This is a genomic window from Pseudomonas idahonensis (genome assembly GCF_037903935.1).
Taxonomy (GTDB): domain Bacteria; phylum Pseudomonadota; class Gammaproteobacteria; order Pseudomonadales; family Pseudomonadaceae; genus Aquipseudomonas; species Aquipseudomonas danubii.
This window is the reverse complement of the sequence record NZ_CP149586.1, coordinates 905,307-929,523: the sequence shown is the minus strand read 5'-3', so window position 1 is coordinate 929,523 and position 24,217 is coordinate 905,307. Positions and strand designations below refer to the sequence as shown.

At 58.1% G+C, this 24,217-nt stretch carries 20 protein-coding genes and 3 tRNA genes; 1 reads left to right on the top strand and 22 read right to left on the bottom strand.

The features are described 5' to 3' along the window. Window positions 1-406: 406 nt before the first annotated feature. From WIN67_RS04175 to rlmE, 16 genes are all read right to left on the bottom strand, one after another. Window positions 407-482 (bottom strand) — tRNA-Thr (locus WIN67_RS04175). Window positions 483-599: 117 nt separating this feature from the next. Then, window positions 600-2,705, bottom strand: coding sequence for a polyribonucleotide nucleotidyltransferase (gene pnp, locus WIN67_RS04170; protein ID WP_041115943.1), 2,106 nt, complete (start codon window positions 2,703-2,705; stop codon window positions 600-602). A gap of 197 nt (window positions 2,706-2,902) precedes the next feature. Continuing rightward, window positions 2,903-3,172, bottom strand: a complete 270-nt coding sequence (rpsO, locus tag WIN67_RS04165; RefSeq protein ID WP_011059205.1) for a 30S ribosomal protein S15 — start codon at window positions 3,170-3,172, stop codon at window positions 2,903-2,905. A gap of 115 nt (window positions 3,173-3,287) precedes the next feature. After that, on the bottom strand, window positions 3,288-4,205 hold the full coding sequence (gene truB / locus WIN67_RS04160) for a tRNA pseudouridine(55) synthase TruB (RefSeq protein ID WP_011059204.1): 918 nt from the start codon (window positions 4,203-4,205) through the stop codon (window positions 3,288-3,290). A gap of 3 nt (window positions 4,206-4,208) precedes the next feature. Next, window positions 4,209-4,610, bottom strand: coding sequence for a 30S ribosome-binding factor RbfA (gene rbfA / locus WIN67_RS04155; RefSeq protein WP_016967778.1), 402 nt, complete (start codon window positions 4,608-4,610; stop codon window positions 4,209-4,211). A gap of 159 nt (window positions 4,611-4,769) precedes the next feature. Further along, on the bottom strand, window positions 4,770-7,286 hold the full coding sequence (infB, locus tag WIN67_RS04150; protein WP_102878332.1) for a translation initiation factor IF-2: 2,517 nt from the start codon (window positions 7,284-7,286) through the stop codon (window positions 4,770-4,772). A 27-nt stretch (window positions 7,287-7,313) separates the two neighbouring features. Then, window positions 7,314-8,795: a transcription termination factor NusA gene (gene nusA, locus WIN67_RS04145; protein WP_011059201.1), complete on the bottom strand. Its 1,482-nt coding sequence runs from the start codon at window positions 8,793-8,795 to the stop codon at window positions 7,314-7,316. A gap of 47 nt (window positions 8,796-8,842) precedes the next feature. Beyond that, complete coding sequence (gene rimP / locus WIN67_RS04140) at window positions 8,843-9,301, bottom strand: ribosome maturation factor RimP (protein ID WP_041120545.1); 459 nt, start codon at window positions 9,299-9,301, stop codon at window positions 8,843-8,845. A 130-nt stretch (window positions 9,302-9,431) separates the two neighbouring features. Further along, window positions 9,432-9,508, bottom strand: a tRNA-Met gene (locus WIN67_RS04135). A gap of 96 nt (window positions 9,509-9,604) precedes the next feature. Then, window positions 9,605-9,690: transfer RNA gene (locus WIN67_RS04130), tRNA-Leu, on the bottom strand. 29 nt (window positions 9,691-9,719) lie between these two features. After that, a complete protein-coding gene (gene secG, locus WIN67_RS04125; protein WP_015634120.1) occupies window positions 9,720-10,103 on the bottom strand; it encodes a preprotein translocase subunit SecG in 384 nt (127 codons plus the stop codon). Window positions 10,104-10,107: 4 nt separating this feature from the next. After that, window positions 10,108-10,863: a triose-phosphate isomerase gene (gene tpiA / locus WIN67_RS04120; RefSeq protein WP_102861086.1), complete on the bottom strand. Its 756-nt coding sequence runs from the start codon at window positions 10,861-10,863 to the stop codon at window positions 10,108-10,110. Window positions 10,864-10,929: 66 nt separating this feature from the next. After that, the gene (gene glmM, locus WIN67_RS04115; protein WP_102861085.1) at window positions 10,930-12,267 is read right to left on the bottom strand and encodes a phosphoglucosamine mutase; all 1,338 of its coding nucleotides are present in this window, start codon (window positions 12,265-12,267) and stop codon (window positions 10,930-10,932) included. A gap of 16 nt (window positions 12,268-12,283) precedes the next feature. Then, window positions 12,284-13,135: a dihydropteroate synthase gene (folP, locus tag WIN67_RS04110; RefSeq protein ID WP_110653077.1), complete on the bottom strand. Its 852-nt coding sequence runs from the start codon at window positions 13,133-13,135 to the stop codon at window positions 12,284-12,286. Window positions 13,136-13,143: 8 nt separating this feature from the next. Beyond that, the gene (gene ftsH, locus WIN67_RS04105; RefSeq protein ID WP_102861083.1) at window positions 13,144-15,048 is read right to left on the bottom strand and encodes an ATP-dependent zinc metalloprotease FtsH; all 1,905 of its coding nucleotides are present in this window, start codon (window positions 15,046-15,048) and stop codon (window positions 13,144-13,146) included. Between the two features lie 201 nt (window positions 15,049-15,249). After that, entirely contained in the window at window positions 15,250-15,879 is a 630-nt protein-coding gene (rlmE, locus tag WIN67_RS04100) for a 23S rRNA (uridine(2552)-2'-O)-methyltransferase RlmE (protein WP_047283886.1), read from the bottom strand. A gap of 104 nt (window positions 15,880-15,983) precedes the next feature. On the opposite strand from rlmE, the gene WIN67_RS04095 reads away from it, so the two are divergent. Further along, complete coding sequence (locus WIN67_RS04095; protein WP_253083640.1) at window positions 15,984-16,292, top strand: YhbY family RNA-binding protein; 309 nt, start codon at window positions 15,984-15,986, stop codon at window positions 16,290-16,292. Between the two features lie 12 nt (window positions 16,293-16,304). Here WIN67_RS04095 and WIN67_RS04090 read toward each other — a convergent pair whose 3' ends face one another. From WIN67_RS04090 to dnaJ, 6 genes are all read right to left on the bottom strand, one after another. Next, window positions 16,305-16,709: an MFS transporter gene (locus WIN67_RS04090; protein ID WP_339070673.1), complete on the bottom strand. Its 405-nt coding sequence runs from the start codon at window positions 16,707-16,709 to the stop codon at window positions 16,305-16,307. Window positions 16,710-16,737: 28 nt separating this feature from the next. Further along, window positions 16,738-17,214, bottom strand: a complete 477-nt coding sequence (gene greA / locus WIN67_RS04085; protein ID WP_011059193.1) for a transcription elongation factor GreA — start codon at window positions 17,212-17,214, stop codon at window positions 16,738-16,740. Then, window positions 17,211-20,432, bottom strand: coding sequence for a carbamoyl-phosphate synthase large subunit (gene carB / locus WIN67_RS04080; RefSeq protein ID WP_102878329.1), 3,222 nt, complete (start codon window positions 20,430-20,432; stop codon window positions 17,211-17,213). Before carB ends, greA begins: the two co-directional genes overlap by 4 nt. A 130-nt stretch (window positions 20,433-20,562) precedes the next feature. Continuing rightward, a complete protein-coding gene (gene carA / locus WIN67_RS04075) occupies window positions 20,563-21,699 on the bottom strand; it encodes a glutamine-hydrolyzing carbamoyl-phosphate synthase small subunit (RefSeq protein WP_110595985.1) in 1,137 nt (378 codons plus the stop codon). Between the two features lie 256 nt (window positions 21,700-21,955). Continuing rightward, entirely contained in the window at window positions 21,956-22,762 is an 807-nt protein-coding gene (gene dapB / locus WIN67_RS04070) for a 4-hydroxy-tetrahydrodipicolinate reductase (protein ID WP_339070672.1), read from the bottom strand. 10 nt (window positions 22,763-22,772) lie between these two features. After that, complete coding sequence (dnaJ, locus tag WIN67_RS04065) at window positions 22,773-23,897, bottom strand: molecular chaperone DnaJ (RefSeq protein ID WP_102861077.1); 1,125 nt, start codon at window positions 23,895-23,897, stop codon at window positions 22,773-22,775. Between the last annotated feature and the right edge of the window lie 320 nt (window positions 23,898-24,217).

Below are 24,217 nucleotides of genomic sequence, written 5' to 3'. Positions count from 1 at the left end.
AAGTACTTGCACAAGCAACCCAGTACGACTCCCTTCTCATTACGAAAGCATCGACTTTAAATAGCATCGGCCAAACTCTTAGAAGCACGATACGCACTAGCGAATATAGAAAAGTGAAGTCTTAGTTCGGCTTACTATTTGCCTGCCATAAGAACCTATAAAAACACACCATTCAACAATCAACCCCAGCAGCGCCCGGCTCAATAGAACAGCAGCTCCTGAAACTTTCAGAGCAAACTCTGGCAATTATCAATAATGAGTCATGAATACAACCGACAAACTCAACACCAGTTGAAGCTGGCTGCCGACCTTTCTTGGGGAGGTATCTTTCGAGGGCGCTCATTCAGCGCTAGAGGGACTTTGCTGGCGGGGCCAAACACTGGCAAACCGCCCCAAACTCGATATCTGGTGCCGGAGACAGGAATCGAACCTGCGACCTTCGCGTTACGAGTGCGCTGCTCTACCGACTGAGCTACACCGGCGTGGATTAAAACCTAGCACCGGCGCCCAAGGCCGGCAACCAGGAGCCTTTGCGCACATAGCAAAACGCCCCGAACCAGTCGGGGCGTTTGCTTGTTCAGCGTAAGGCTAGGGGACTATTAAACGCCCGAAGCTTTGGCTGCTGCCACGTCTTTGATGGACAGCTTGATACGACCGCGGTTGTCCACGTCCAGTACCAGCACTTCCACTTCCTGACCTTCTTTCAGGATGTCGGTGACTTTCTCAACGCGAGCGTCGCTCAGCATGGAGATGTGCACCAGACCGTCCTTACCCGGCAGGATGTTGACGAAGGCGCCGAAGTCGACGATGCGCTCAACCTTGCCGACGTAGATCTTGCCGATCTCGGCTTCCGCGGTGATGCCCAGAACGCGCTGACGCGCGGCCTCTGCAGCTTCCTTGGTTTCGCCGAAGATCTTGATCGAACCGTCGTCTTCGATGTCGATCGACGCCTTGGTTTCTTCGCAGATCGCACGGATGGTGGCGCCACCTTTACCGATGACGTCACGGATCTTGTCGGTGTCGATCTTCATCGCAATCATGGTCGGTGCGTTGGCCGACAGCTCGGTACGGGACTGACCGATGATCTGGTTCATCTGACCGAGGATGTTCAGGCGAGCTTCCAGGGCTTGGCCCAGGGCGATCTCCATGATTTCTTCGGTGATGCCCTTGATCTTGATGTCCATCTGCAGCGCGGTGACGCCTTTGGCGGTACCGGCTACCTTGAAGTCCATGTCGCCCAGGTGGTCTTCGTCACCCAGGATGTCGGTCAGGACGGCGAACTTCTCGCCTTCTTTAACCAGGCCCATGGCGATACCGGCAACCGGCGCCTTCATCGGTACACCAGCGTCCATCAGCGCCAGGGAAGCACCGCACACGGAAGCCATGGAGCTGGAACCGTTGGATTCGGTGATTTCCGATACTACGCGGATGGTGTAAGGGAACACGTCAGCGGCTGGCAGCATGGCCTGGACCGAACGACGGGCCAGACGGCCGTGACCGATTTCACGACGACCAGCGCCGCCCATGCGACCACACTCGCCCACCGAGAACGGAGGGAAGTTGTAGTGCAGCATGAAGGGGTCTTTCTTCTCGCCTTCCAGGGTGTCCAGCAGCTGTGCGTCACGGGCAGTACCCAGGGTCGCAACCACCAGGGCCTGGGTTTCGCCACGGGTGAACAGGGCCGAACCGTGAGTCTTCGGCAGGACGCCGACTTCGATGTTCAGCGGACGTACAGTGCGAGTGTCGCGGCCGTCGATACGTGGCTTGCCGTTAACGATGTTTTCGCGAACGGTGCGGTATTCGATCTCGCCGAAAGCGGCTTTGACGTCGGCAGCCGAAGGCTGGCCTTCTTCACCGGAGAGCTTGGCGACCACCTGGTCTTTCAGCTCGCCCAGGCGAGCGTAACGGTCGGCCTTGACGGTGATGGTGTAAGCCTGGGAGATGGCTTCGCCGAACTCGGCACGGATAGCGCCCAGCAGTTCGGTGGCTTCTGGGGCAGCAGCCCAGTCCCAGGTAGGCTTGGCAGCTTCGGCAGCCAGCTCTTTGACAGCCTTGATCACCGACTGGAATTCGTCGTGGGCGAACAGTACAGCGCCCAGCATCTGGTCTTCGGTCAGCTCTTTGGCTTCCGACTCAACCATCAGCACGGCTTCTTCGGTACCGGCCACAACCATGTCCAGGCTCGAAGCAGCCAGTTGTTCGTAGGTTGGGTTCAGCAGGTAGCCAGTGCTTTCATGGAAAGCCACGCGAGCGGCGCCGATCGGGCCGTCGAAAGGAATGCCGGAAATCGCCAGGGCAGCCGAGGTACCGATCATCGCAGCGATGTCCGGATCGGTCTTCTTGCTGGTGGAAACCACGGTGCAGACAACCTGCACTTCGTTCATGAAGCCTTCTGGGAACAGAGGGCGGATCGGACGGTCGATCAGACGCGAGGTCAGGGTTTCTTTCTCGGAAGGACGGCCTTCACGCTTGAAGAAACCGCCAGGGATCTTACCGGCAGCGTAAGTCTTTTCCTGGTAGTGAACAGACAGAGGGAAGAAGCCCTTGCCTGGATCGGCTTGCTTGGCGCCAACCACGGTCACCAATACGCTGACGTCGTCGTCAACGGTGACCAATACTGCGCCGGAAGCTTGACGGGCGATACGGCCAGTCTCGAGGGTTACGGTCGACTGACCGAACTGGAATTTTTTGATTACCGGGTTCACGGTGTCCTACCTTCTTTGTGGCTCTTGGGGAAACTTGATTCTTGCGAAATTCTTGGGCAATGCGGGGAATCGGCCCAGCCTTTATTGTCCAGGTAAAACGGTGCAGCAGATAAAACTTGAGGCTGGGAGCCTGCCATACGCCGACGGAAAAACCGCTGACGCATGGCAAACAACCAACCTCATAGCGCAATCGCTGATTAGCGACGCAGACCCAGACGACCGATCAGGGTGCTGTAACGGCTCAGGTCTTTGCCTTTCAGGTAGTCCAGCAGCTTACGACGCTGGTTTACCATGCGGATCAGGCCACGACGGGAGTGGTGGTCTTTACCGTTGGCTTTGAAGTGACCTTGCAGTTTGTTGATGTTGGCGGTCAGCAGTGCAACTTGCACTTCTGGCGAACCAGTGTCACCAACAGCTTGCTGGTAGTCGGTTACGATCTGAGCTTTTTCTTCAACGCTGAGTGCCATGTGGGCAATCCTTATATCAGGAAACTGTTCAAGAACAGTTTCAACAGGCCAGGGACAAATCCCTGTATCTATAAATGAGTAGTGACCGTGCCTGTTAACAGCCACCCTCGTCCGGTCATTCTGACCGAATCAGTCGACGCGGCGCGATGCGCCCGTCTTCGCTCACTTCACCGATACCGATGAAGCGACCGTTGTGATCCTGTACCCGCACCATGCCGAACTTCGGTGCATCCGGGGCACGTACCGGCTGGCCATTGAGCCAGTAGAACGCGCTGTGCTCCGAGAACTGCAGCAGTGGCCAATCCAGCAGGCCGCTGTCCGATGGCATCAGGAAGCGATCTACCGCTTCATTGCCGCCTTCGGCGTGCACGGCTTCAAGCTCTTCCAAGGTGACCGTCTGGGCCAAGCTGAAAGGTCCGGCCTGGGTCCGTCGCAGTTCTGCAACGTAAGCACCGCAGCCGAGCTTTTCACCAATATCTTCCACCAGGGTGCGGATATAGGTGCCTTTGCTGCAGTCCACCGCCAGGCGCGCAGTGTCGCCTTCAAAGGCGAGTAATTCCAAGCGCGCAATAGTAACAGAACGCGGTTCGCGCTCCACCACTTCCCCTGCACGAGCCAGTTTGTAGAGTGGCTGGCCATCACGCTTGAGGGCCGAGTACATCGGCGGTATCTGTTTGATTTCGCCACGAAATTCCGGCAATACCGCTTCGATATCGGCACGACCAACGGTCACTTCGCGGGTCTGCAAAACTTCGCCTTCAGCATCCGCAGTGGTGGTGGTCTTGCCCAACTGCGCCAGGGTTTCGTAACCCTTGTCGGAATCGAGCAGGTATTGCGAGAACTTGGTGGCTTCGCCGAAGCACAGCGGCAGCACACCGGTGGCCAGGGGATCGAGGCTGCCGGTGTGACCAGCCTTCTCGGCATTGAGCAACCAGCGGACTTTCTGCAGCGCCGCGTTGGAGGTGAAGCCCAGCGGCTTGTCCAGAAGGATGATGCCGCTGACGTTACGACGGATACGCTTGACCTGAGCCACCGCTTACTCCTTGGCGTCTTCAGGGGCAGGCGCGTCGCCATGCTGGCTGTCTTCAGCCACGGCGCGCTCGATCAGGGCCGACAAGTGCGCCCCGCGGGCCACGCTTTCGTCGTAATGGAAGTGCAGTTGCGGCACGCTGCGCAGCTTCATTTCCTTGGCCAGTTGCATGCGCAGGAAACCTGCCGCCGAGTTCAGCACCTTGATGCTCTGGGCGATCTCTTCGGCGTTTTCCTGGCCCATCACGGTGATGAAAATCTTCGCGTGACCGACATCGCGGCTGACTTCCACGGCGGTGATGGTCACCAGGCCGACGCGTGGATCCTTGACTTCGCGACGGATCAGTTGCGCCAGTTCGCGCTGCATCTGATCACCGATGCGTTGGGTACGGCTGTATTCTTTTGCCATGTCTTGTTACCTGTTACTGCCTCACGGTGAAACCCGTGTGGTCTGAAAGCGGCAAACGCCCGGCCTGGCAGGAGCCAGACCGGGCGTTGCGTTTAGAGGCCGCTGGCGGTGCCGTGCATGAACATGCTACGGGCCACCAGGGCTCTTGAAGTGCGCGAGTTAGAGGCTGCGAGCAACCTGGACCTTCTCGAAGACTTCGATCTTGTCACCGACTTTGACGTCGTTGTAGCTCTTAACGCCGATACCGCATTCCATGCCGGCACGTACTTCGGACGCGTCATCCTTGAAGCGGCGCAGGGATTCCAGCTCGCCTTCGAAGATAACGATGTCTTCACGCAGTACACGGATTGGACGGTTACGGTGCACGACACCTTCGATGACCATGCAACCGGCGATCGCGCCAAACTTCGGCGAGCGGAACACGTCGCGAACTTCGGCAACACCCAGGATGTTCTCCCGAACGTCGCTGCCCAACATACCGGTCAGGGCTTTCTTGACGTCTTCGATGATGTCGTAGATCACGTTGTAGTAACGCATATCCAGACCTTCCTGCTCGACGATCTTCCGGGCACCGGCATCGGCACGCACGTTGAAGCCGAACAGTACAGCGTTGGAGGCCAGTGCCAGGTTGGCGTCGCTCTCGGTGATACCACCGACGCCGCCGCCCACTACGCGCACTTGCACTTCGTCGTTGCCCAGGCCGTTCAGAGCGCCTTGCAGAGCTTCCAACGAACCACGGACGTCGGATTTGAGGACGATGTTGAGCGTCTTCTTCTCTTCCTGGCCCATGCTTTCGAAGATGTTTTCCAGCTTGCCGGCGTGAGCACGAGCCAGTTTGACTTCGCGGAACTTGCCTTGACGGAACAGAGCCACTTCACGGGCTTTCTTCTCGTCGGCCACTACGCTCATCTCGTCGCCAGCGTCCGGGGTACCGTCCAGGCCGAGGATCTCGACCGGGATGGAAGGACCGGCTTCCTTGATTGGCTTGCCGTTCTCGTCGAGCATGGCGCGCACGCGGCCGTAGTTCGAACCGACCAGCACCATGTCGCCTTGACGCAGAGTACCGTCTTGAACCAGCACGGTAGCTACCGGGCCACGGCCCTTGTCGAGACGGGATTCCACCACGACGCCACGGCCAGGAGCCGAAGGAGTCGCCTTGAGTTCCAGTACTTCGGCCTGCAGCAGAACGGCTTCGAGCAGGTCGTCGACACCGGTACCCATTTTCGCGGAGACCGGTACGAACGGCGTATCGCCACCCCAATCTTCCGATGTCACGCCGTGAACCGAGAGCTCACTGCGGATACGGTCCAGATCAGCGCCTGGCTTATCGATCTTGTTCACCGCAACCACCAGCGGCACGCCGGCAGCCTGTGCGTGCTGAACGGCTTCAATGGTCTGCGGCATCACGCCGTCGTCCGCTGCAACCACCAGGATCACGATGTCGGTAGCCTTGGCACCACGGGCACGCATGGCGGTAAACGCGGCGTGACCTGGGGTGTCGAGGAAGGTGACCATGCCGCGCTCGGTTTCTACGTGGTAGGCACCGATGTGCTGGGTAATGCCACCGGCTTCGCCCGCGGCCACTTTGGCGCGACGGATGTAGTCCAGCAACGAGGTCTTACCGTGGTCAACGTGGCCCATTACGGTCACGACCGGCGCACGAGCAACCGCTTCACCTTCGAACTTCAGGGACTCGGCCAGGGAATCTTCCAGGGCAGTGTCGCTGACCAGGGTCACTTTGTGGCCCAGTTCTTCAGCAACCAGCTGGGCAGTTTCCTGATCCAGAACCTGGTTGATGGTGGCTGGAGTGCCCAGCTTGAACATGAACTTGATGACTTCGGCCGCCTTGACCGACATCTGCTGGGCCAGTTCGCCCACAGTGATGGTCTCGCCGATCTGCACGTCACGTACCACTGGCCCGGTTGGGCTCTGGAAACCGTGAGCGTTGCGCTTCTTCAGCTTGGCCTTGCCGCGACCACCACGACGGAAGCCATCGCTTTCTTCGTCGGTGGTACGTGGAGCAACGCGCGGCGCTGGCGCCTTTTCCTTGACCGAAGCACGATGAGGAGCGTTTTTGCGCTCGCCATCGCCGCTGCGACGGTTGTCGTCGTTGCGGGACTTGTCCGGACGGCGCTGCTCGTCTTTCTTGCGCTCGGCAACCGGCGCCGGAGCGGCCACTGGTGCTTCTTGCACAGCTTCGACCACAGGCGCAGGTGCAGGGGCTGCAGCAGCTTGCGCGGCAACAGGCTCGGCAACCGGAGCAGGCTGGCGACGCGCTTCTTCTTCGGCGCGACGCTTGGCTTCTTCTTCAGCCTTTTGACGAGCAGCATTTTCTACTGCGCGGCGTTCTTCCAGTTCGCGTTGACGCTCGGCTTCGATTTCTTCCGGGCTGCGCTGCACGAAGACTTTCTTCTTGCGCACTTCAACGCTGATGCTTTTGCTACCAGCAACACGCAGGGTGCTGGTGGTCTTGCGCTGCAAAGTGATCTTGCGTGGTTCTTCCACTTTCGCCTTGTGGCTGCTTTTCAGATGAGTCAGCAACGACTGCTTCTCACTGTCGCTCACATGTTCCTCGGCGGCGGTGTGCGGCAGACCTGCCTCACGCATCTGCTGCAGCAGGCGCTCTACCGGTGTTTTGACCTCATCGGCCAGTTGTTTCACCGTGACTTGCGTCATGCACTTCTCTCCTCAGGCCGCGCCTAATTACTCGAACCAGTGGGCTCGGGCGGCCATGATCAACTTGCCGGCACGATCATCGTCAATGCCGTCGATGTCGAGCAGGTCGTCAATAGACTGCTCGGCCAGGTCTTCGCGGGTAATTACGCCGCGCACCGCCAGTTCCATCGCCAAATCCTTGTCCATACCCTCAAGCGAGAGCAGGTCTTCGGCCGGATGGGCGTCTGCCAGCTTTTCCTCAGTAGCGATGGCTTTAGTCAACAAGCGATCCTTGGCCCGAGCGCGAAGCTCGTTGACGATATCTTCGTCAAAGCCGTCGATGTTGAGCATTTCTTCCAGCGGTACGTAGGCAATCTCTTCCAGGCTGGTGAAGCCTTCATCAACCAGAACCTGTGCCAGTTCTTCATCAACTTCCAGCTCGTCGATGAAGTTGCGCAGGATGTCGCCGGTTTCTGCTTGCTGCTTGGCCTGGATGTCCGATTCGGTCATCACGTTCAGGGTCCAGCCAGTCAATTGGCTGGCCAGACGCACGTTCTGACCACCGCGACCGATGGCCTGAGCCAGATTGTCTGCGCCAACGGCGATGTCCATGGCATGGGCATCTTCGTCAACGATAATTGCCGCGACCTCAGCCGGCGACATGGCATTGATCACGAACTGCGCCGGGTTCTCGTCCCACAGGACGATGTCCACGCGCTCGCCGCCCAACTCACCGGATACGGCCTGGACGCGCGAACCGCGCATACCAATGCACGCGCCCTGCGGGTCGATGCGTTTGTCTTTGGAGCGGACTGCGATCTTGGCGCGCGAACCCGGATCACGGGAGGCGGCCATGACTTCGATCAGGCCTTCGGCAATTTCCGGCACTTCGATACGGAACAGCTCGATCAGCATTTCCGGTGCGGTACGCGACAGGATCAGCTGCGGGCCGCGGTTCTCGGTGCGGATTTCCTTGAGCAGCGCACGCAGACGCACGCCAACCCGGAAAGTCTCACGGGAGATGATGTCTTCACGGGCCAGCAACGCTTCAGCGTTGTTACCCAGGTCAACGATCACGTTGTCACGTGTCACTTTTTTCACGGTGCCGGAGATGATTTCTCCCAGGCGCTCGCGATAGGCATCAACCACCTGTGCGCGCTCGGCTTCGCGAACTTTCTGCACAATGACCTGCTTGGCGGTCTGGGCAGCGATGCGGCCGAACTCGATGGATTCGATTTTCTCTTCGATCACATCACCGACTTTGGCGTCGGGATGGGTTTCACGAGCCTTGCTCAACCAGGTCTCGACCGCTGGATCATCCAGATCGGCTTCTTCAACCACCGTCCAGCGACGGAAAGTTTCATAGGAACCGGTGTGGCGATTGATTTCCACACGCAGGTCCACTTCGTCTTCAAAACGCTTTTTGGTAGCAGTGGCCAGGGCCAGCTCCAGCGCTTCAAAAATCACGCTTGCCGGTACACCCTTTTCATTGGATACCGACTCAACAACCAGCAGTACTTCTTTGCTCATCGTACGCCTCGCCTTTCGCAAGCCATTGGATCCGCGGGATCCGCGTCTCAGTCAAAACTGGGAATAATGTTGGCCTTGTCGATCATATCGATCGGCAACAGGAACTCGTGATCATCCACCTGCACCACGACGTCCTGCTCCTCCACCCCGCGGAGAAGGCCCTGAAAATTACGCCGACCTTCGAAAGGCGAGCGCAGCTTGATCTTCACTTGCTCACCGACATACTTGGCAAACTGTTCAAGGGTGAACAGTGGGCGTTCCATGCCAGGAGAGGAAACCTCAAGGGTGTATTCAACGGAAATTGGATCTTCTACGTCGAGAACACCGCTGATCTGACGGCTGACGATGGCGCAATCGTCCACCAGCACGCCGCCTTCTTTATCGATATAAACGCGCAACAATGAGTGGCGACCCTGAGCCGAAAACTCAATACCCCAGCATTCATAGCCAAGGGCCACGACCACCGGGGCCAACAAGGCCTGCAACTGTTCTAGCTTGCTCGACACCTGAACCCCCTCGTGCATGCTTGTGCAAATAAAAAATGGGCGAAGCGCCCATCCCGGAAACGCCGTTGAATAGCGGCGTTATAAAGTGTCCAGCTAACAAAAAGCCCCTGAAAAGGGGCTCCGCTAAAACTGGTTGCGGGGGCCGGATTTGAACCGACGACCTTCGGGTTATGAGCCCGACGAGCTACCAGACTGCTCCACCCCGCGACAAAGCTGGGGCGGAAGTATACGACTGATCCCTTTTTGGGTCAATGTAACCTTCCACCTACAAGAAAGCCCGCAACCGCGGGCTCTCCTGACAATTGGTACCGAGAAGGGGACTCGAACCCCTACACCCTATGGGCACAACCACCTCAAGGTTGCGTGTCTACCAATTCCACCACCTCGGCATAGACTACGTTACTGCGTGAAACTCTTCTTACTTCTGCTCTGGAGCTGGAGGTACGTCAGTCGCACTATTGGCCGACTTTTGCTCTTGGAGCACCGGGACATCGTCAGAAGCCGGTTTTTGCTTTGGTACTTCAAGTACTGCTGGATCTGGCAAACCTACTTGAGTCAGCTGATGAGCTTTCTCTTTAGCAAAGTAACCTAACCCCAAGCTGGTTATGAAGAAACCGGCGGCAAGTATAGCAGTAAACTTACTAAGAAAGGTAGAGGAACCTTGGCTTCCGAACACAGTATTTGAAGCACCTGCACCGAAAGACGCGCCAGCATCCGCACCTTTACCCTGCTGCAGCAAAACCAGAGCAACTACGCCCAGGGCACCCAGCAGATGAAAAACGACTACGACTGTTTCCAGCATTTTTTCAGTTTCCCGCGGCGCGACAGATCGCACCGAACTCATCTGCATTCAGGGAAGCTCCACCAATGAGCCCCCCATCGATATCCGGCATGCCGAACAGTTCGACCGCATTGGCCGCCTTCACGCTGCCGCCGTATAGAAGCCGCACTCCTCGTGCCACTTCAGAATTCTCTGCCGCCAACTGCGCGCGAATGGCTGCGTGCACATCCTGCGCCTGTTGCGGTGTTGCAGTCAGCCCGGTACCAATGGCCCAGACCGGCTCGTAAGCGATAACAGCACTGGCGAATGCGCCAACACCCAACTCTTCAATGATGCTGCCCAGCTGACGCCCGACAACTTCCAGAGTCTTCCCCGCTTCGCGCTGCTCGAGGGTCTCCCCCACACACAGAATCGGCTTCAGGCCACAAGCCTGTGCTGCCGCGAACTTGCGGTTAAGCGTCGCGTCCCGCTCGCCCATGATCATGCGGCGCTCAGAGTGCCCAACCAGCACCAAGGAACAACCTGCGTCCACCAATTGACTCGGGGCGATTTCGCCCGTCAACGCACCTTGCATGGATTCCACCGCAGAGTTCTGCGCGCCGACCTGAATCGACTTGCCTTTCAAGCCATCAATCACTTGATTGATATACAAGCAAGGCGGGAATACCGCGACATCAACACCGCTTGGCAAGGCCAGATGACGAAGGCCGTTGATCAGCTCAGCGACGCTGGCGCGGGTACCGTGCATCTTCCAGTTACCAGCTACCATAGGGCGACGCATGCTGTACCTCGTCGGTCAAAGTGGGCGCAGATGTTACCCAACCAAAACAACACTGGCAAGCCGAAATCAGGCAGAAACTTCAGCAACCAGTTTTGCCAGCTCATCAGCATAAGCGCGAACCTGTGCTTCATCGTCACCTTCGACCATGACACGCACCAGCGGCTCAGTACCGGACTTGCGCAACAGAACCCGACCACGCCCCGCCATAGCGGTCGTAACGCGCTCGCAAGCCTCTTTCACAGCAGGATGCTCAACCGGGCTCTCGCCACCACCAAAACGGACATTGACCAGCACTTGAGGGCATTTGCGCAGTCCTTGGCGTGATTGCGCCAGACTTTCACCACGCGCCTTGAGCGCCATTAGCACCTGAAGCGCGGCGATGATCGCATCACCAGTGGTCGCGTGGCGGAAGCACACGATGTGGCCGGAATTCTCTCCACCCACCAACCAGTTGCGCTCAAGCAGCTCAGCAATCACATAACGGTCGCCGACATTGGCCCGGACAAAAGGAATACCCAGATCCGCCAGAGCCAGCTCCAGCCCCAGATTGCTCATAAGCGTCCCGACCACACCGCCTTGCAACTTGTCACGCTCATGCAGGTCCCGGGCAATGATGAACAGCAGCTCATCACCGTCAACAATTGCACCGGTCTGGTCGACCATCAGCACCCGGTCACCGTCGCCATCAAAGGCAATACCCAGATCCGCGTGCTCAGCCAGGACCGCCGCCTGCAGTTGCGACATATGAGTCGAACCGCAGTTCTCGTTGATGTTCAAGCCATTAGGCTGCGCAGATAGAACCGTGACTTGCGCACCCAACTCGCGGAACACACTCGGCGCGACCTTGTAGGTGGCGCCATGAGCGCAGTCCAGGACGATCTTCAAGCCTGCAAAACTGGTGCTCGATGGCACGCTGCTCTTGCAGAACTCGATATAGCGTCCCGATGCATCGTTGATCCGCGACACCTTGCCGAGCTTGCTCGACTCCACCACGGTCATGGGCGCATCCAGTAACTCCTCGATCATCAACTCCACCTCGTCAGGCAACTTGGTGCCCTCACCCGAGAAGAACTTGATGCCGTTGTCATCATGGGGATTGTGCGAAGCACTGATGACAATCCCGGCCTCCGCATGGAAGGTGCGCGTCAGATAGGCGATAGCCGGAGTTGGCATCGGCCCCAACAGCATGACATCTGCACCGGCAGCAGATAGCCCCGCCTCGAGAGCCGACTCGAACATGTACCCAGAGATACGCGTGTCCTTACCTACCAGCACACGGCAAGCCCCCATGCTGCGGAAAGCCATGCCCGCCGCCCAGCCGAGCTTGAGCATGAAGTCTGGAGTAATAGGGTATTCGCCCACACGACCACGAATGCCGTCGGTGCCAAAATATTTCTTAGTCATAAGTACTCCATCGTTCTTATTCAGCGGATTCCACTGCCGCAATCATTCGCACCACATCCACCGTTTCGGCGACATCATGGACGCGGATAATCTTCGCGCCCTTGGTCACCGCCAGTGCCGCCAGTGCCAGGCTACCGTGCAATCGCTCGGCTACAGGCCGATTCAGGGACTGGCCAATCATGCTTTTGCGCGACACCCCGACCAGCAGGGGACGCCCAAGGGCATGCAAGGCCTCCATATGCTTGAACAGACTCAAGTTGTGCTGCAGGGTCTTGGCAAAACCAAAGCCCGGGTCAAGAACAATCCGCCCAGCCTCGATTCCCACCGACGCACACGCCGCCATCCGCTCAACCAAAAACTCACTCACTTCCCGAGTGACATCCTGGTAATGCGGGTTGTCTTGCATATCGCCAGGCTCACCGAGCATATGCATCAGACATACAGGCAAACCAGTAGCGGCCGCCGCATCCAGGGCACCATCACGGCGCAGTGCGCGCACATCATTGATCAACCCCGCTCCCAGGCGAGCAGTTTCACGCATGACGGCCGGCGTCGAGGTATCAACGGAAATAACCACATCCAGCTCGCGATTAATTCGCTCCACGACCGGAGCCACACGCTCCAACTCTTCCAGGGGCGATACCGCACGAGCACCCGGCCGCGTCGACTCGCCACCGATATCGATCAGCGTAGCACCAGCAAGAACCATGGCCTCGGCATGCCGCAAGGCGACATCCAGTTGACTGAAGCGACCGCCATCGGAGAAGGAATCGGGGGTGACATTGAGAATGCCCATGACATGCGCACGGGCCAAATCAAGAACCCGGTTGCCGCAAGGCAACCGGGTGGAGGAAGGAACAGAAGTCATTTAAAACCTTAGTGGTCGGCAGCAGGGCCGCCGATGGGTGTTTCCGGACGTTCGTTTTGCACTACTGGAGGAGTAGTACCCGAACCGCCCTCCCAATCACGAGGTTCACGCGGAGTACGCCCAGCCATGATGTCGTCAATCTGATCAGCATCGATGGTTTCGTACTTCATCAAGGCATCTGCCATGGCGTCCAGTTTGTCGCGGTTATCAGTGAGGATCTGCTTGGCGGTGCCATAGCACTGATCAATGATGCTGCGCACTTCGGAGTCGATCAGTTTCGCTGTTTCAGCGGACAAACTGGCATGCTGACTGCCTGCACTGCGACCCAGGAACACTTCGCCCTCTTCTTCCGCATACATCAGCGGGCCGAGTTTTTCGGAGAGCCCCCACTTGGTGACCATGTTCCGAGCAATCTGGCTGGCGCGCATGATGTCGTTGGATGCACCGGTGGTCACACCGTCAAAACCCAGCGTCATCTCTTCTGCAATACGACCGCCATAGAGCGAGCAGATCTGGCTGATCAGGGCTCGCTTGGACAGGCTATAGCGATCCTCTTCCGGCAAGAACATGGTGACGCCCAATGCTCGACCGCGAGGAATGATCGAGACTTTGTAGACTGGGTCATGCTCAGGCACAACTCGACCAACAATGGCGTGGCCAGCTTCGTGATAAGCGGTGTTCTGCTTCTCTTTCTCGGACATGACCATGGATTTGCGCTCTGCGCCCATCATGATCTTGTCCTTGGCCAGTTCAAATTCCTTCATTTCGACAATGCGCTTACCGGTACGAGCCGCGAACAGCGAGGCCTCGTTCACCAGGTTTGCCAAGTCGGCACCGGAGAAGCCCGGCGTACCACGCGCAATCACCGCCGGAGCAACATCTTCGCCCATCGGCACTTTGCGCATGTGGACCTTGAGAATCTGCTCACGGCCGCGAATATCCGGCAGACCCACCACCACCTGGCGGTCGAAACGACCGGGCCGCAGCAGCGCTGGGTCAAGCACGTCAGGACGGTTGGTGGCGGCGATAACAATGATGCCGTCGTTCATTTCAAAGCCGTCCATCTCAACCAGCAATTGGTTGAGAGTCTGCTCACGTTCATCATGACCGCCGCCCATGCCGGCACCACGGTGACGACCGACAGCGTCGATCTCATCGATGAAAATGATGCATGGAGCATGTTTCTTGGCCTGTTCGAACATGTCGCGAACACGGCTGGCACCAACACCAACGAACATCTCGACGAAATCGGAACCGGAGATAGTGAAGAACGGTACCTTGGCTTCGCCCGCAATGGCCTTGGCCAGCAAGGTCTTACCGGTGCCCGGTGGCCCTACCATCAGCACGCCGCGAGGAATACGGCCACCCAGGCGCTGGAACTTGCCTGGATCACGCAGGAATTCAACCAGCTCGCCAACTTCCTCTTTGGCCTCGTCACAACCAGCAACGTCAGCCAGCGTGGTTTTCACCTGATCTTCAGAGAGCAGACGCGCCTTGCTCTTGCCAAAGCTCATCGGCCCGCCCTTGCCACCTGCGCCACCCTGCATTTGCCGCATGAAGAACATGAAGACGGCAATGATCACCAGGATCGGGAAACTGGCTACCAGCAGTTGGGTCCAGATACTTTGTTGCTCGGGCTGCTTGCCCTCGACCACGACATGGTTGTCCACCAAATCGCCGATCAGACCATTGTCCTGAATGGCAGGACGGATGGTTTTGAAGGTATCGCCATCGCTGCGCTTGCCGGTAATAACGTAGCCATCAACAGCTACGCGCTCGACCTTGCCATCCTTAACTTGCTGGATGAAGTCGGAGTAGTTGAGGGTTTGCGGCTCGTTAGGGCTGGAGAAGTTGTTCATCACCGTCACAAGGACGGCAGCGATGATCAACCAAAGGATCAGATTCTTTGCCATGTCGTTCAATTAACTACCCTCTGAAGCAAGCGCCGCTACTGGCGCGCGCTTCGCATGATATTCACCGGCCTAACTTACTACATTACCTACAGCTCTGGCAGGCGCTGTCTGTAACCCTATGTGAAACTTAGACTACACAATATGCGTTTAATCTGACGGGGCGAAATACGAAAATCCTATCACCCCAGTCAAAAACCTTACTTACTCGCTGCGACCACGAAAGCCCCGCCCCAGCAGATATTGCTCCCGAGAACGGTCACGGGAAGATGTCGGTTTGCGCATCTGCACTTTCTCGAACATCTGCCGAACGCTTTTGTGGTACTCATCAAAACCTTCACCTTGGAAAATCTTGATCAGAAAATCACCACCTGGCCGTAGTACCCTACCAGCAAGATCCAGCGCCAATTCGCACAGGAACATCGCCCGAGGCATGTCCACGGCTGCTAACCCACTCATATTGGGGGCCATATCGGAAATCACAAGGTCAACCTCTGAATTTCCGACAGCTTCGAGAATCTGCGCCAGCACCGCATCCTCGGTGAAGTCCCCTTGAATGAAGGTCACATCGGGGATGCTGTCCATTTCCAGGATATCCGAGGCGATCAATCGCCCCTGACCACCAATCAGACGACTGGTCACCTGCGACCAGCCCCCCGGGGCAGCCCCCAGGTCGATAACACTCATGCCAGGACGGATAAGGCGGTCCTTTTCCTGGATCTCCAGCAGTTTGTAGCTAGCACGGGAACGGTACCCATCTTTTTGCGCCATTTTGACGAATGGGTCGTTGAAGTGCTCTTTCAGCCAGTTATGGCTAGTTTTGGAACGGGCCACGGGCCACCTCAAAATAAAACGGGTCGTGATTAACTGGGCGGTCCCGGACTCGCTCGGGTAAACTGGCCGCCGCTTTTTACAAGATCAGACGCAGGGGTCAGATTATGCCGCTCACTCAAGAGCAGAAGAAACAGTACAAATCCATTGGCCACCATCTGAAACCAGTATTGACTGTGGCTGACAACGGTTTGACCGAAGGTGTGCTAGCCGAACTTGAACGCGCCTTGAGCGATCACGAGCTGATCAAGATCAAGCTCAACATCCTCGAGCGCGAATCGCGCCTGGAAGCCATTGCCGAACTGTGCAAGGCCGGCAAAGCGGATCTGGTGCAGGTCATCGGCAAGATGGCGCTGATCTACCGCAAGAACACCAAGGTAAACAAGCAATTGTCGAACGTCCATCGTTTCAACTGACGTCGACTCGGGTTAAGGGTGTGCCTGGCGCACCCTTCCACCCCATCCTGGCACCGGCTGCAATACCAGTATCAAGCCGGAAAATCCCAGAACCAGGTAGCTGAACAACTGCCAGCGTTGAGCTTCCGGCAACAGAATACGCACGGCGAAATACATGCCGCACGCATACATTGCCATCAACAGCAGTTGCCCCCGAATATCCCGCCAAAGACTTCTCAGTCCTTCGGACTGAATCAGTACCAGCGTCTGTAGAACCAGGCACGCCCCCGAAAAGCCCACCAACAAAGCACTGAGCAGGGTAGAAACCTCTTCGATCAGCAAGGGAGCAAGGCCAATCTGGCCCAGGACGGGAAACAAACCGAGATGCAACAGCCATAAGCCGCCGACCCACAGCATCTGGGTCAGCTGCCAAAGCATGGCGCCCGCATGCAGCGGGCGCCTTCTTTCAGATGTGACGGACTTCGACAATCTCATACTCGATTACACCGCCAGGCGTTTTGACCGCCACCACATCACCCTCTTCCTTGGCAATCAAGGCACGAGCAATCGGCGAGCCGACGGAGATTTTACCGAGCTTGATATCAGCCTCGTCCTCACCAACGATCTGGTAGGTCACGCTTTCGTCAGTCTCGACGTTGGCGATCTCGACCGTGGTGCCAAAGATCACCTTGCCGGTATGAGGAATGGTCGTGACATCGATGACCACCGAGTTTTGCAGACGGCCTTCGATATCACGGATCCGAGCCTCGACCATGCCTTGCTGTTCACGCGCAGCATGGTATTCAGCGTTTTCCTTCAAGTCACCCAACTCGCGGGCCGTACCGATGTCCTGGCTGAGCTTAGGACGAACGACCTTGGTCAAGTGAGCATGCTCTTCTTCCAGGGCGCGAGCGCCCTGGACGGTCATTGGGTATTTATTCATGCCTTCAATCCTGCGTGTAGATCCTGCAAGCGACGCACGGTTTTTTCTGGACCGAACTTCAACGCTTCGCAGATAGCTTCGCCAGCAGCAATGGTGGTGGTGCAGTAGATCTTGTGCTGCAAGGCGTTACGACGAATGGAGTAAGAGTCAGCAATCGACTGACGACCTTCAGTGGTGTTGATGATCAGGGTGACTTCGTCGTTCTTGATCATATCGACCACATGAGGACGACCTTCAGTCACCTTGTTCACACGACGCACTTTCAGGCCGGCCGCTTCGATCAGCTTGGCGGTGCCCGCAGTAGCGACCACTTCGAAGCCCAAGTTGATCAGATCACGGGCCACGCCTGCAACCAGAGGTTTGTCATCGTCACGAACACTGATAAATGCAGTACCGCCAGTCGGCAGCACTTCGCTGGCGCCCATCTGGGCCTTGGCGAAAGCCTCACCGAAAGTATCGCCCACACCCATGACTTCACCGGTGGACTTCATCTCTGGGCCGAGGATCGGGTCAACACCCGGGAACTTGGCGAACGGGAACACCGCTTCCTTGACGCTGTAGAAGTTCGGGATGATTTCCTTGGTAAAGCCCAGCTCTTTCAGAGTCTTACCAGCCATCACACGAGCCGCGATCATCGCCAGGGAGACGCCGATGCACTTGGACACGAAAGGCACGGTGCGGGAAGCACGCGGGTTCACTTCAATGACGTAGATCTCATTGCCCTGCAGGGCCAACTGTACGTTCATCAAGCCAACCACGCCCAACTCCAGGGCCATTTTCTTGACCTGCTCACGCATCTCATCCTGGATGTGCGCCGGCAGCGAGTACGGCGGCAGGGAGCACGCGGAGTCACCGGAGTGAACGCCGGCCTGCTCGATGTGCTGCATGATCGCGCCGATCACCACGTCGGTACCGTCGCAGACCGCATCCACGTCCATCTCGATGGCGCAGTTGAGGAAGTGGTCCAGCAGCACCGGACTGTCGTTGGACACTTGCACCGCTTCACGCAGGTAGCGCTTGAGCTCTTCTTCCTCGTAGACGATTTCCATCGCACGGCCGCCCAGAACATAGGACGGACGCACCACCAGCGGATAACCGATCTTGGTCGCGGCACGAATCGCTTCGTCTTCGCTGCGCACGGTGGCGTTTGGCGGCTGACGCAGGTTCAGGCGCTCAACCATTTGCTGGAAGCGCTCACGGTCTTCTGCACGGTCGATAGCGTCTGGGCTGGTGCCGATGATTGGCACGCCGGCCGCTTCCAGGGCACGAGCCAGTTTCAGAGGCGTCTGGCCGCCGTACTGAACGATCACGCCTTTTGGCTTCTCAACGCGGACGATTTCCAGCACGTCTTCCAGGGTTACCGGTTCGAAGTACAGGCGATCGGAGGTGTCGTAGTCGGTGGAAACGGTTTCCGGGTTGCAGTTGACCATGATGGTTTCGTAACCATCGTCGCGCAGTGCCAGTGCAGCGTGCACGCAGCAGTAGTCGAACTCGATACCCTGGCCAATACGGTTTGGACCGCCGCCCAGGATCATGATCTTGTCGCGGGTCGATGGCGCGGCTTCGCACTCTTCTTCATAAGTCGAGTACAGGTAAGCGGTGTCAGTAGCGAACTCGGCGGCGCAGGTGTCGACGCGCTTGTAGACCGGGAACACTTCCAGCTTATGGCGGTGAGTGCGCAGGTTCTTCTCGGTCACACCCAGCAGCTTGGCCAGACGCTGGTCGGAGAAGCCTTTGCGCTTCAAGCGGAACATCAGGTCGCGGCCGATAGCCGACAGCCCCAAGGTCTTGACCTTCTCTTCTTCCTTGATCAGATCTTCGATCTGCACCAGGAACCAAGGATCGATCATGTTCATGCCGAAGATCTGCTCGACGGTCATGCCGGCACGGAAGGCGTCAGCCACGTACCAGATACGCTCGGCGCCTGGCACGGTCAGCTCGCGCTTGAGCACGTTCATGCTTTCCGGATTGCTCAGGTCGAGCTTCGGATCCAGCCCGCAAACGCCAACTTCCAGGCCACGCAAAGCTTTCTGCAGGGATTCCTGGAAGGTCCGGCCGATGGCCATGACTTCACCCACAGACTTCATCTGGGTGGTCAGGCGCGCGTCAGCCTTGGAGAATTTTTCGAAGGCGAAACGTGGCAGCTTGGTCACGACGTAGTCGATGGACGGCTCGAAGGAGGCTGGAGTCTTGCCGCCGGTGATGTCGTTGGACAGCTCGTCCAGGGTGTAACCCACCGCCAGCTTGGCCGCGACCTTGGCGATCGGGAAACCCGTGGCTTTCGAGGCCAGCGCCGAGGAACGGGACACCCGCGGGTTCATCTCGATCACGACCATGCGGCCAGTGTTCGGGCAGATGCCGAACTGCACGTTGGAACCGCCGGTTTCCACGCCGATCTCACGCAGTACCGCCAGGGAGGCGTTACGCAGGATCTGGTATTCCTTGTCGGTCAGGGTCTGTGCCGGAGCCACGGTGATCGAGTCACCGGTGTGCACACCCATCGGGTCGAAGTTTTCGATGGAGCAGACGATGATGCAGTTGTCCTTCTTATCGCGGACCACCTCCATCTCGTACTCTTTCCAGCCGATCAGCGATTCGTCGATCAACAGTTCCTTGGTCGGCGACAGGTCCAGACCGCGGGCGCAGATCTCTTCGAACTCTTCCCGGTTGTAAGCAATACCGCCACCGGTGCCGCCCATGGTGAAGGACGGACGGATGATGCAAGGGAAGCCCAGCTTGTCGAGGACTGCATTGGCCTCTTCCATGCTGTGAGCGATACCGGAACGTGGGCACGCCAGGCCGATGGACTTCATGGCAGCGTCGAAGCGCGAACGGTCTTCAGCCTTGTCGATGGTGTCGGCATTGGCACCGATCATCTCTACGCCGAACTTCTCCAGAACGCCTTCGCGCTCCAGGTCCAGAGCGCAGTTCAGAGCCGTCTGGCCGCCCATGGTTGGCAGCAGCGCATCCGGACGCTCTTTCTCGATGATCTTGGCAACGGTCTGCCACTTGATCGGCTCGATGTAGGTGGCGTCGGCCATGGCCGGGTCGGTCATGATGGTGGCCGGGTTGGAGTTCACCAGGATGACCCGGTAACCCTCTTCGCGCAGGGCCTTGCAGGCCTGGGCGCCGGAGTAGTCGAATTCGCAGGCCTGGCCGATCACGATCGGGCCAGCGCCAAGAATCAGGATGCTTTTAATGTCTGTACGTTTTGGCATGGGTTGTCACTCAAATCCGCAGGTCAGTCGGCAAGCCGTCTTGAACATTCTCTGAGGCGCCTGAGGGGATTCCGCCGGACTCGCCGGGGCCACCCTCAAGCGCTGCTCGCTACACTTTCAAGGCGAGCGCTTAGCGTCGCTTGGCCATCTCGTTGATGAAGCGGTCGAACAGCGGCGCCACATCGTTCGGGCCCGGGCTGGCTTCAGGGTGGCCCTGGAAGCTGAACGCGCTCTTGTCGGTACGCTCGATACCCTGCAGGGTGCCGTCGAACAGCGACTTGTGGATCGCCCGGACGTTACCCGGCAACGTGGCTTCATCCACCGCAAAACCGTGGTTCTGGCTGGTGATCATGACCACGCCGGTGTCCAGGTCCTGGACCGGGTGGTTGGCACCGTGGTGGCCGTGGCCCATTTTCAGGGTCTTGGCGCCGGAAGCCAGGGCCAGCAATTGGTGACCCAGGCAGATGCCGAACACCGGAATCTCGGTCTCGAGGATTTCCTTGATGGCCTTGATCGCGTAGTCGCAAGGCTCGGGGTCGCCAGGACCGTTGGACAGGAACACGCCATCCGGCTTGAGGGCCAGGACGTCGCTCGCCGGGGTCTGAGCAGGCACAACGGTCACGCGGCAGCCGCGCTCCACCAGCATGCGCAGGATGTTCAGCTTGACCCCGAAGTCATAGGCAACCACGTGGTACGGCAGATCGGCGGCTTCGATGGTGGCGTGGCTGTCGGTTTTCAGATCCCAGACAGTCGAACGCCATTCGTAGCTTTGCTTGGTGCTGACGACTTTCGCCAGGTCCATGCCTTTCAGGCCCGGGAAGCCGCGCGCTGCTGCAATCGCCGCTTCTTCGGAGATGTTGTCGCCGGCCATGATGCAGCCGTTCTGAGCACCTTTTTCACGCAGGATGCGGGTCAGGCGACGGGTGTCGATACCGGCGATCGCCACGACGTTGTTGGCTTTCAGGTAATCGGACAGGGACAAGGTGTTACGCCAGTTGCTGGCCACCAGCGGCAAGTCACGGATAACCAGGCCAGCCGACCAGACGCGGTCGGACTCGGCGTCTTCCGGCGTGGTGCCAGTGTTGCCGATGTGGGGATAGGTCAGGGTAACGATCTGTTGGGCGTAGGAAGGATCGGTAAGGATTTCCTGATAGCCGGTCATTGCGGTGTTGAACACCACCTCACCAACGGTTTGACCGTCGGCTCCAATGGCTTCGCCGCGAAAAATGCTGCCATCAGCAAGGGCGAGTATGGCTGGCTTAGTCAAGAAGACCTCCCGTAAATAGAGCCTGAAAGGGCGATCGCAGGTTGCAAAAAAGCGGAATGACGTATAGACACGTCACCCCGCTTCTTCGTCGAATTATCTGCGCGCTTTTAGTGGACACACTAAAGCTGTAGCTTACAGAAAAAGGCTTTTTCGGTCCACCGCTAATGAGCCTTAAAGGCAGAGGAATGCGACAGAACATCGCCTAGCGGTGCGAAGCGGGGCTGAAGGACAGCCTCAACCCCACTTCAGATGCATCTCAACGCAAATCCAGCACATCCTGCATGTCGTAAAGACCGGCCTCGCGACCATCCAGCCACAGGGCAGCACGTACCGCCCCCTTGGCGAAGGTCATGCGACTGGAGGCCTTGTGGGTGATTTCCAGGCGCTCGCCCTCAGTGGCAAACAGCACAGTGTGATCCCCCACCACATCACCACCACGCACAGTGGCGAAACCGATAGTTTCGCGCTCACGCGCACCGGTATGCCCCTCGCGACCATAGACCGCAACCTGTTGCAGGTCGCGCCCCAAGGCATTGGCAATCACCTCACCCATGCGCAGGGCAGTACCCGAAGGCGCATCGATCTTGTGACGGTGATGAGCCTCGATGATTTCGATGTCCGCATCATCACCCAGCACCCGAGCCGCCATATCCAGCAGCTTCAGCGAAAGGTTCACCCCGACACTGAAGTTGGCAGCGAAGACAATGGGAATATCCTTGCCCGCCTCGGCCAGCAATTGCTTTTCCTTGGCGCCCAAACCCGTAGTACCAATCACCATGGCCTTGCCCGCCTTACGGCAGAAGACCAGGTTCTTGAGCATCACTTCCGGCAAGGTGAAATCGATCAGCACATCAAACTCATCGACAACCTTCTCCAGGCTATCGGACATCGACACGCCAAGACGCCCCAGGGACGCCAGCTCACCTGCATCCGCACCCACCAGCGAACTGCCAGGACGAACGATCGCCGCCGTCAACCCAGAGAGCGGCGAGCGCAGCTGCACAGCCTCGACCAAAGTCTTGCCCATGCGCCCCGCGGCGCCCATCACTGCTATACGTCGCATGCATTACTCCTTACAGATCGCCGAAGAAGCGCTTGACGCCCTCGAACCAACCCGTGGTTTTCGGCGAGTGCGAATTGTCGCCATCCAGCGAACCGCGCAACTCTTCCAGCAGCTCGCGCTGACGACGACTCAGGTTCACTGGCGTTTCCACCGCAACCCGACACATCAGATCGCCAGCACCGCCGCCACGCACCGGAGCAACGCCCTTGCCACGAATCCGGAACTGCTTGCCGGTCTGAGTCCCCTCAGGAATCTTCAGCTTGACCCGACCATCCAGAGTCGGAATCTCCAGCTCGCCGCCCAAGGCCGCATCAACAAAGCTGATAGGCACTTCGCAGAACAGGTGCTTGCCGTCACGCTGGAAGATCGAGTGCTCGCGCACATTGATCACCACATACAAGTCACCAGTCGGCCCACCCTGGGTTCCCGCCTCACCCTCACCGGACAGACGGATACGGTCACCAGTATCGACACCTGCCGGCACTTTTACCGACAGCGTCTTATACTCTTCGACGCGGCCTTCGCCGTGGCACGAATCGCACGGATCGGAAATGATCTTGCCCTGACCATGGCAACGCGGGCAGGTCTGCTGCACCGAGAAGAAGCCCTGCTGCATGCGCACCTGACCAATACCACCGCAAGTCGGGCAAGTGACAGGCGACGAGCCCTTCTTGGCACCCGAACCATCGCACGGCTTGCAATTGACCAGTGTTGGCACACGAATGTTAACCGTGGTGCCCCGCACCGCCTCTTCCAGATTCAGCTCCAGGGTGTAACGCAGATCGCTACCGCGCTGCGCGCCGCCACGAGAACCGCCGCGACCGCCACCAAAGAAATCACTGAACACATCACCGAAGATATCGGAGAAGTTCTGACCGCCAAAACCGGCGCCACCACCACCCATGCTCGGATCGACACCGGCATGACCATACTGGTCATAAGCTGCGCGCTTACTGGAGTCGGACAGCACTTCGTAGGCCTCGTTGGCCTCCTTGAACATGTCTTCCGACGCTTTGTCGCCGGGATTACGATCCGGGTGATGCTTCATCGCCAGGCGACGGTAAGCCTTTTTCAGCTCCGCTTCGCTGGAGCCACGCTCCACACCCAATACTTCGTAATAGTCACGCTTTGCCATAAGTCTTTGCACTCTTAAGGACGCCCGGCAAACCCTCCTGAGCTCTGCCAAACTCGCTGAGCCCCAATACAGGCCCGGACCCAACTCACGTCAATTCAACGATCCTGGTCTTGGATAGACGACCCGGTTGCAGGTCGATCATTGCGGTCATCGCAGCCGGAAAGCAGGAGCTTCTCCGACCCGACCGCCAGTGCACAAACGGAAGTTGCACACCATCAAAATTCGCTGACTCCAGACACGCCAACGCGGGAGCAAGCTCCCGCGCGGCGACATCCTACCAGTCACCGCCCAAAGGCAGTCAACCGGCCGACCAACAAGCC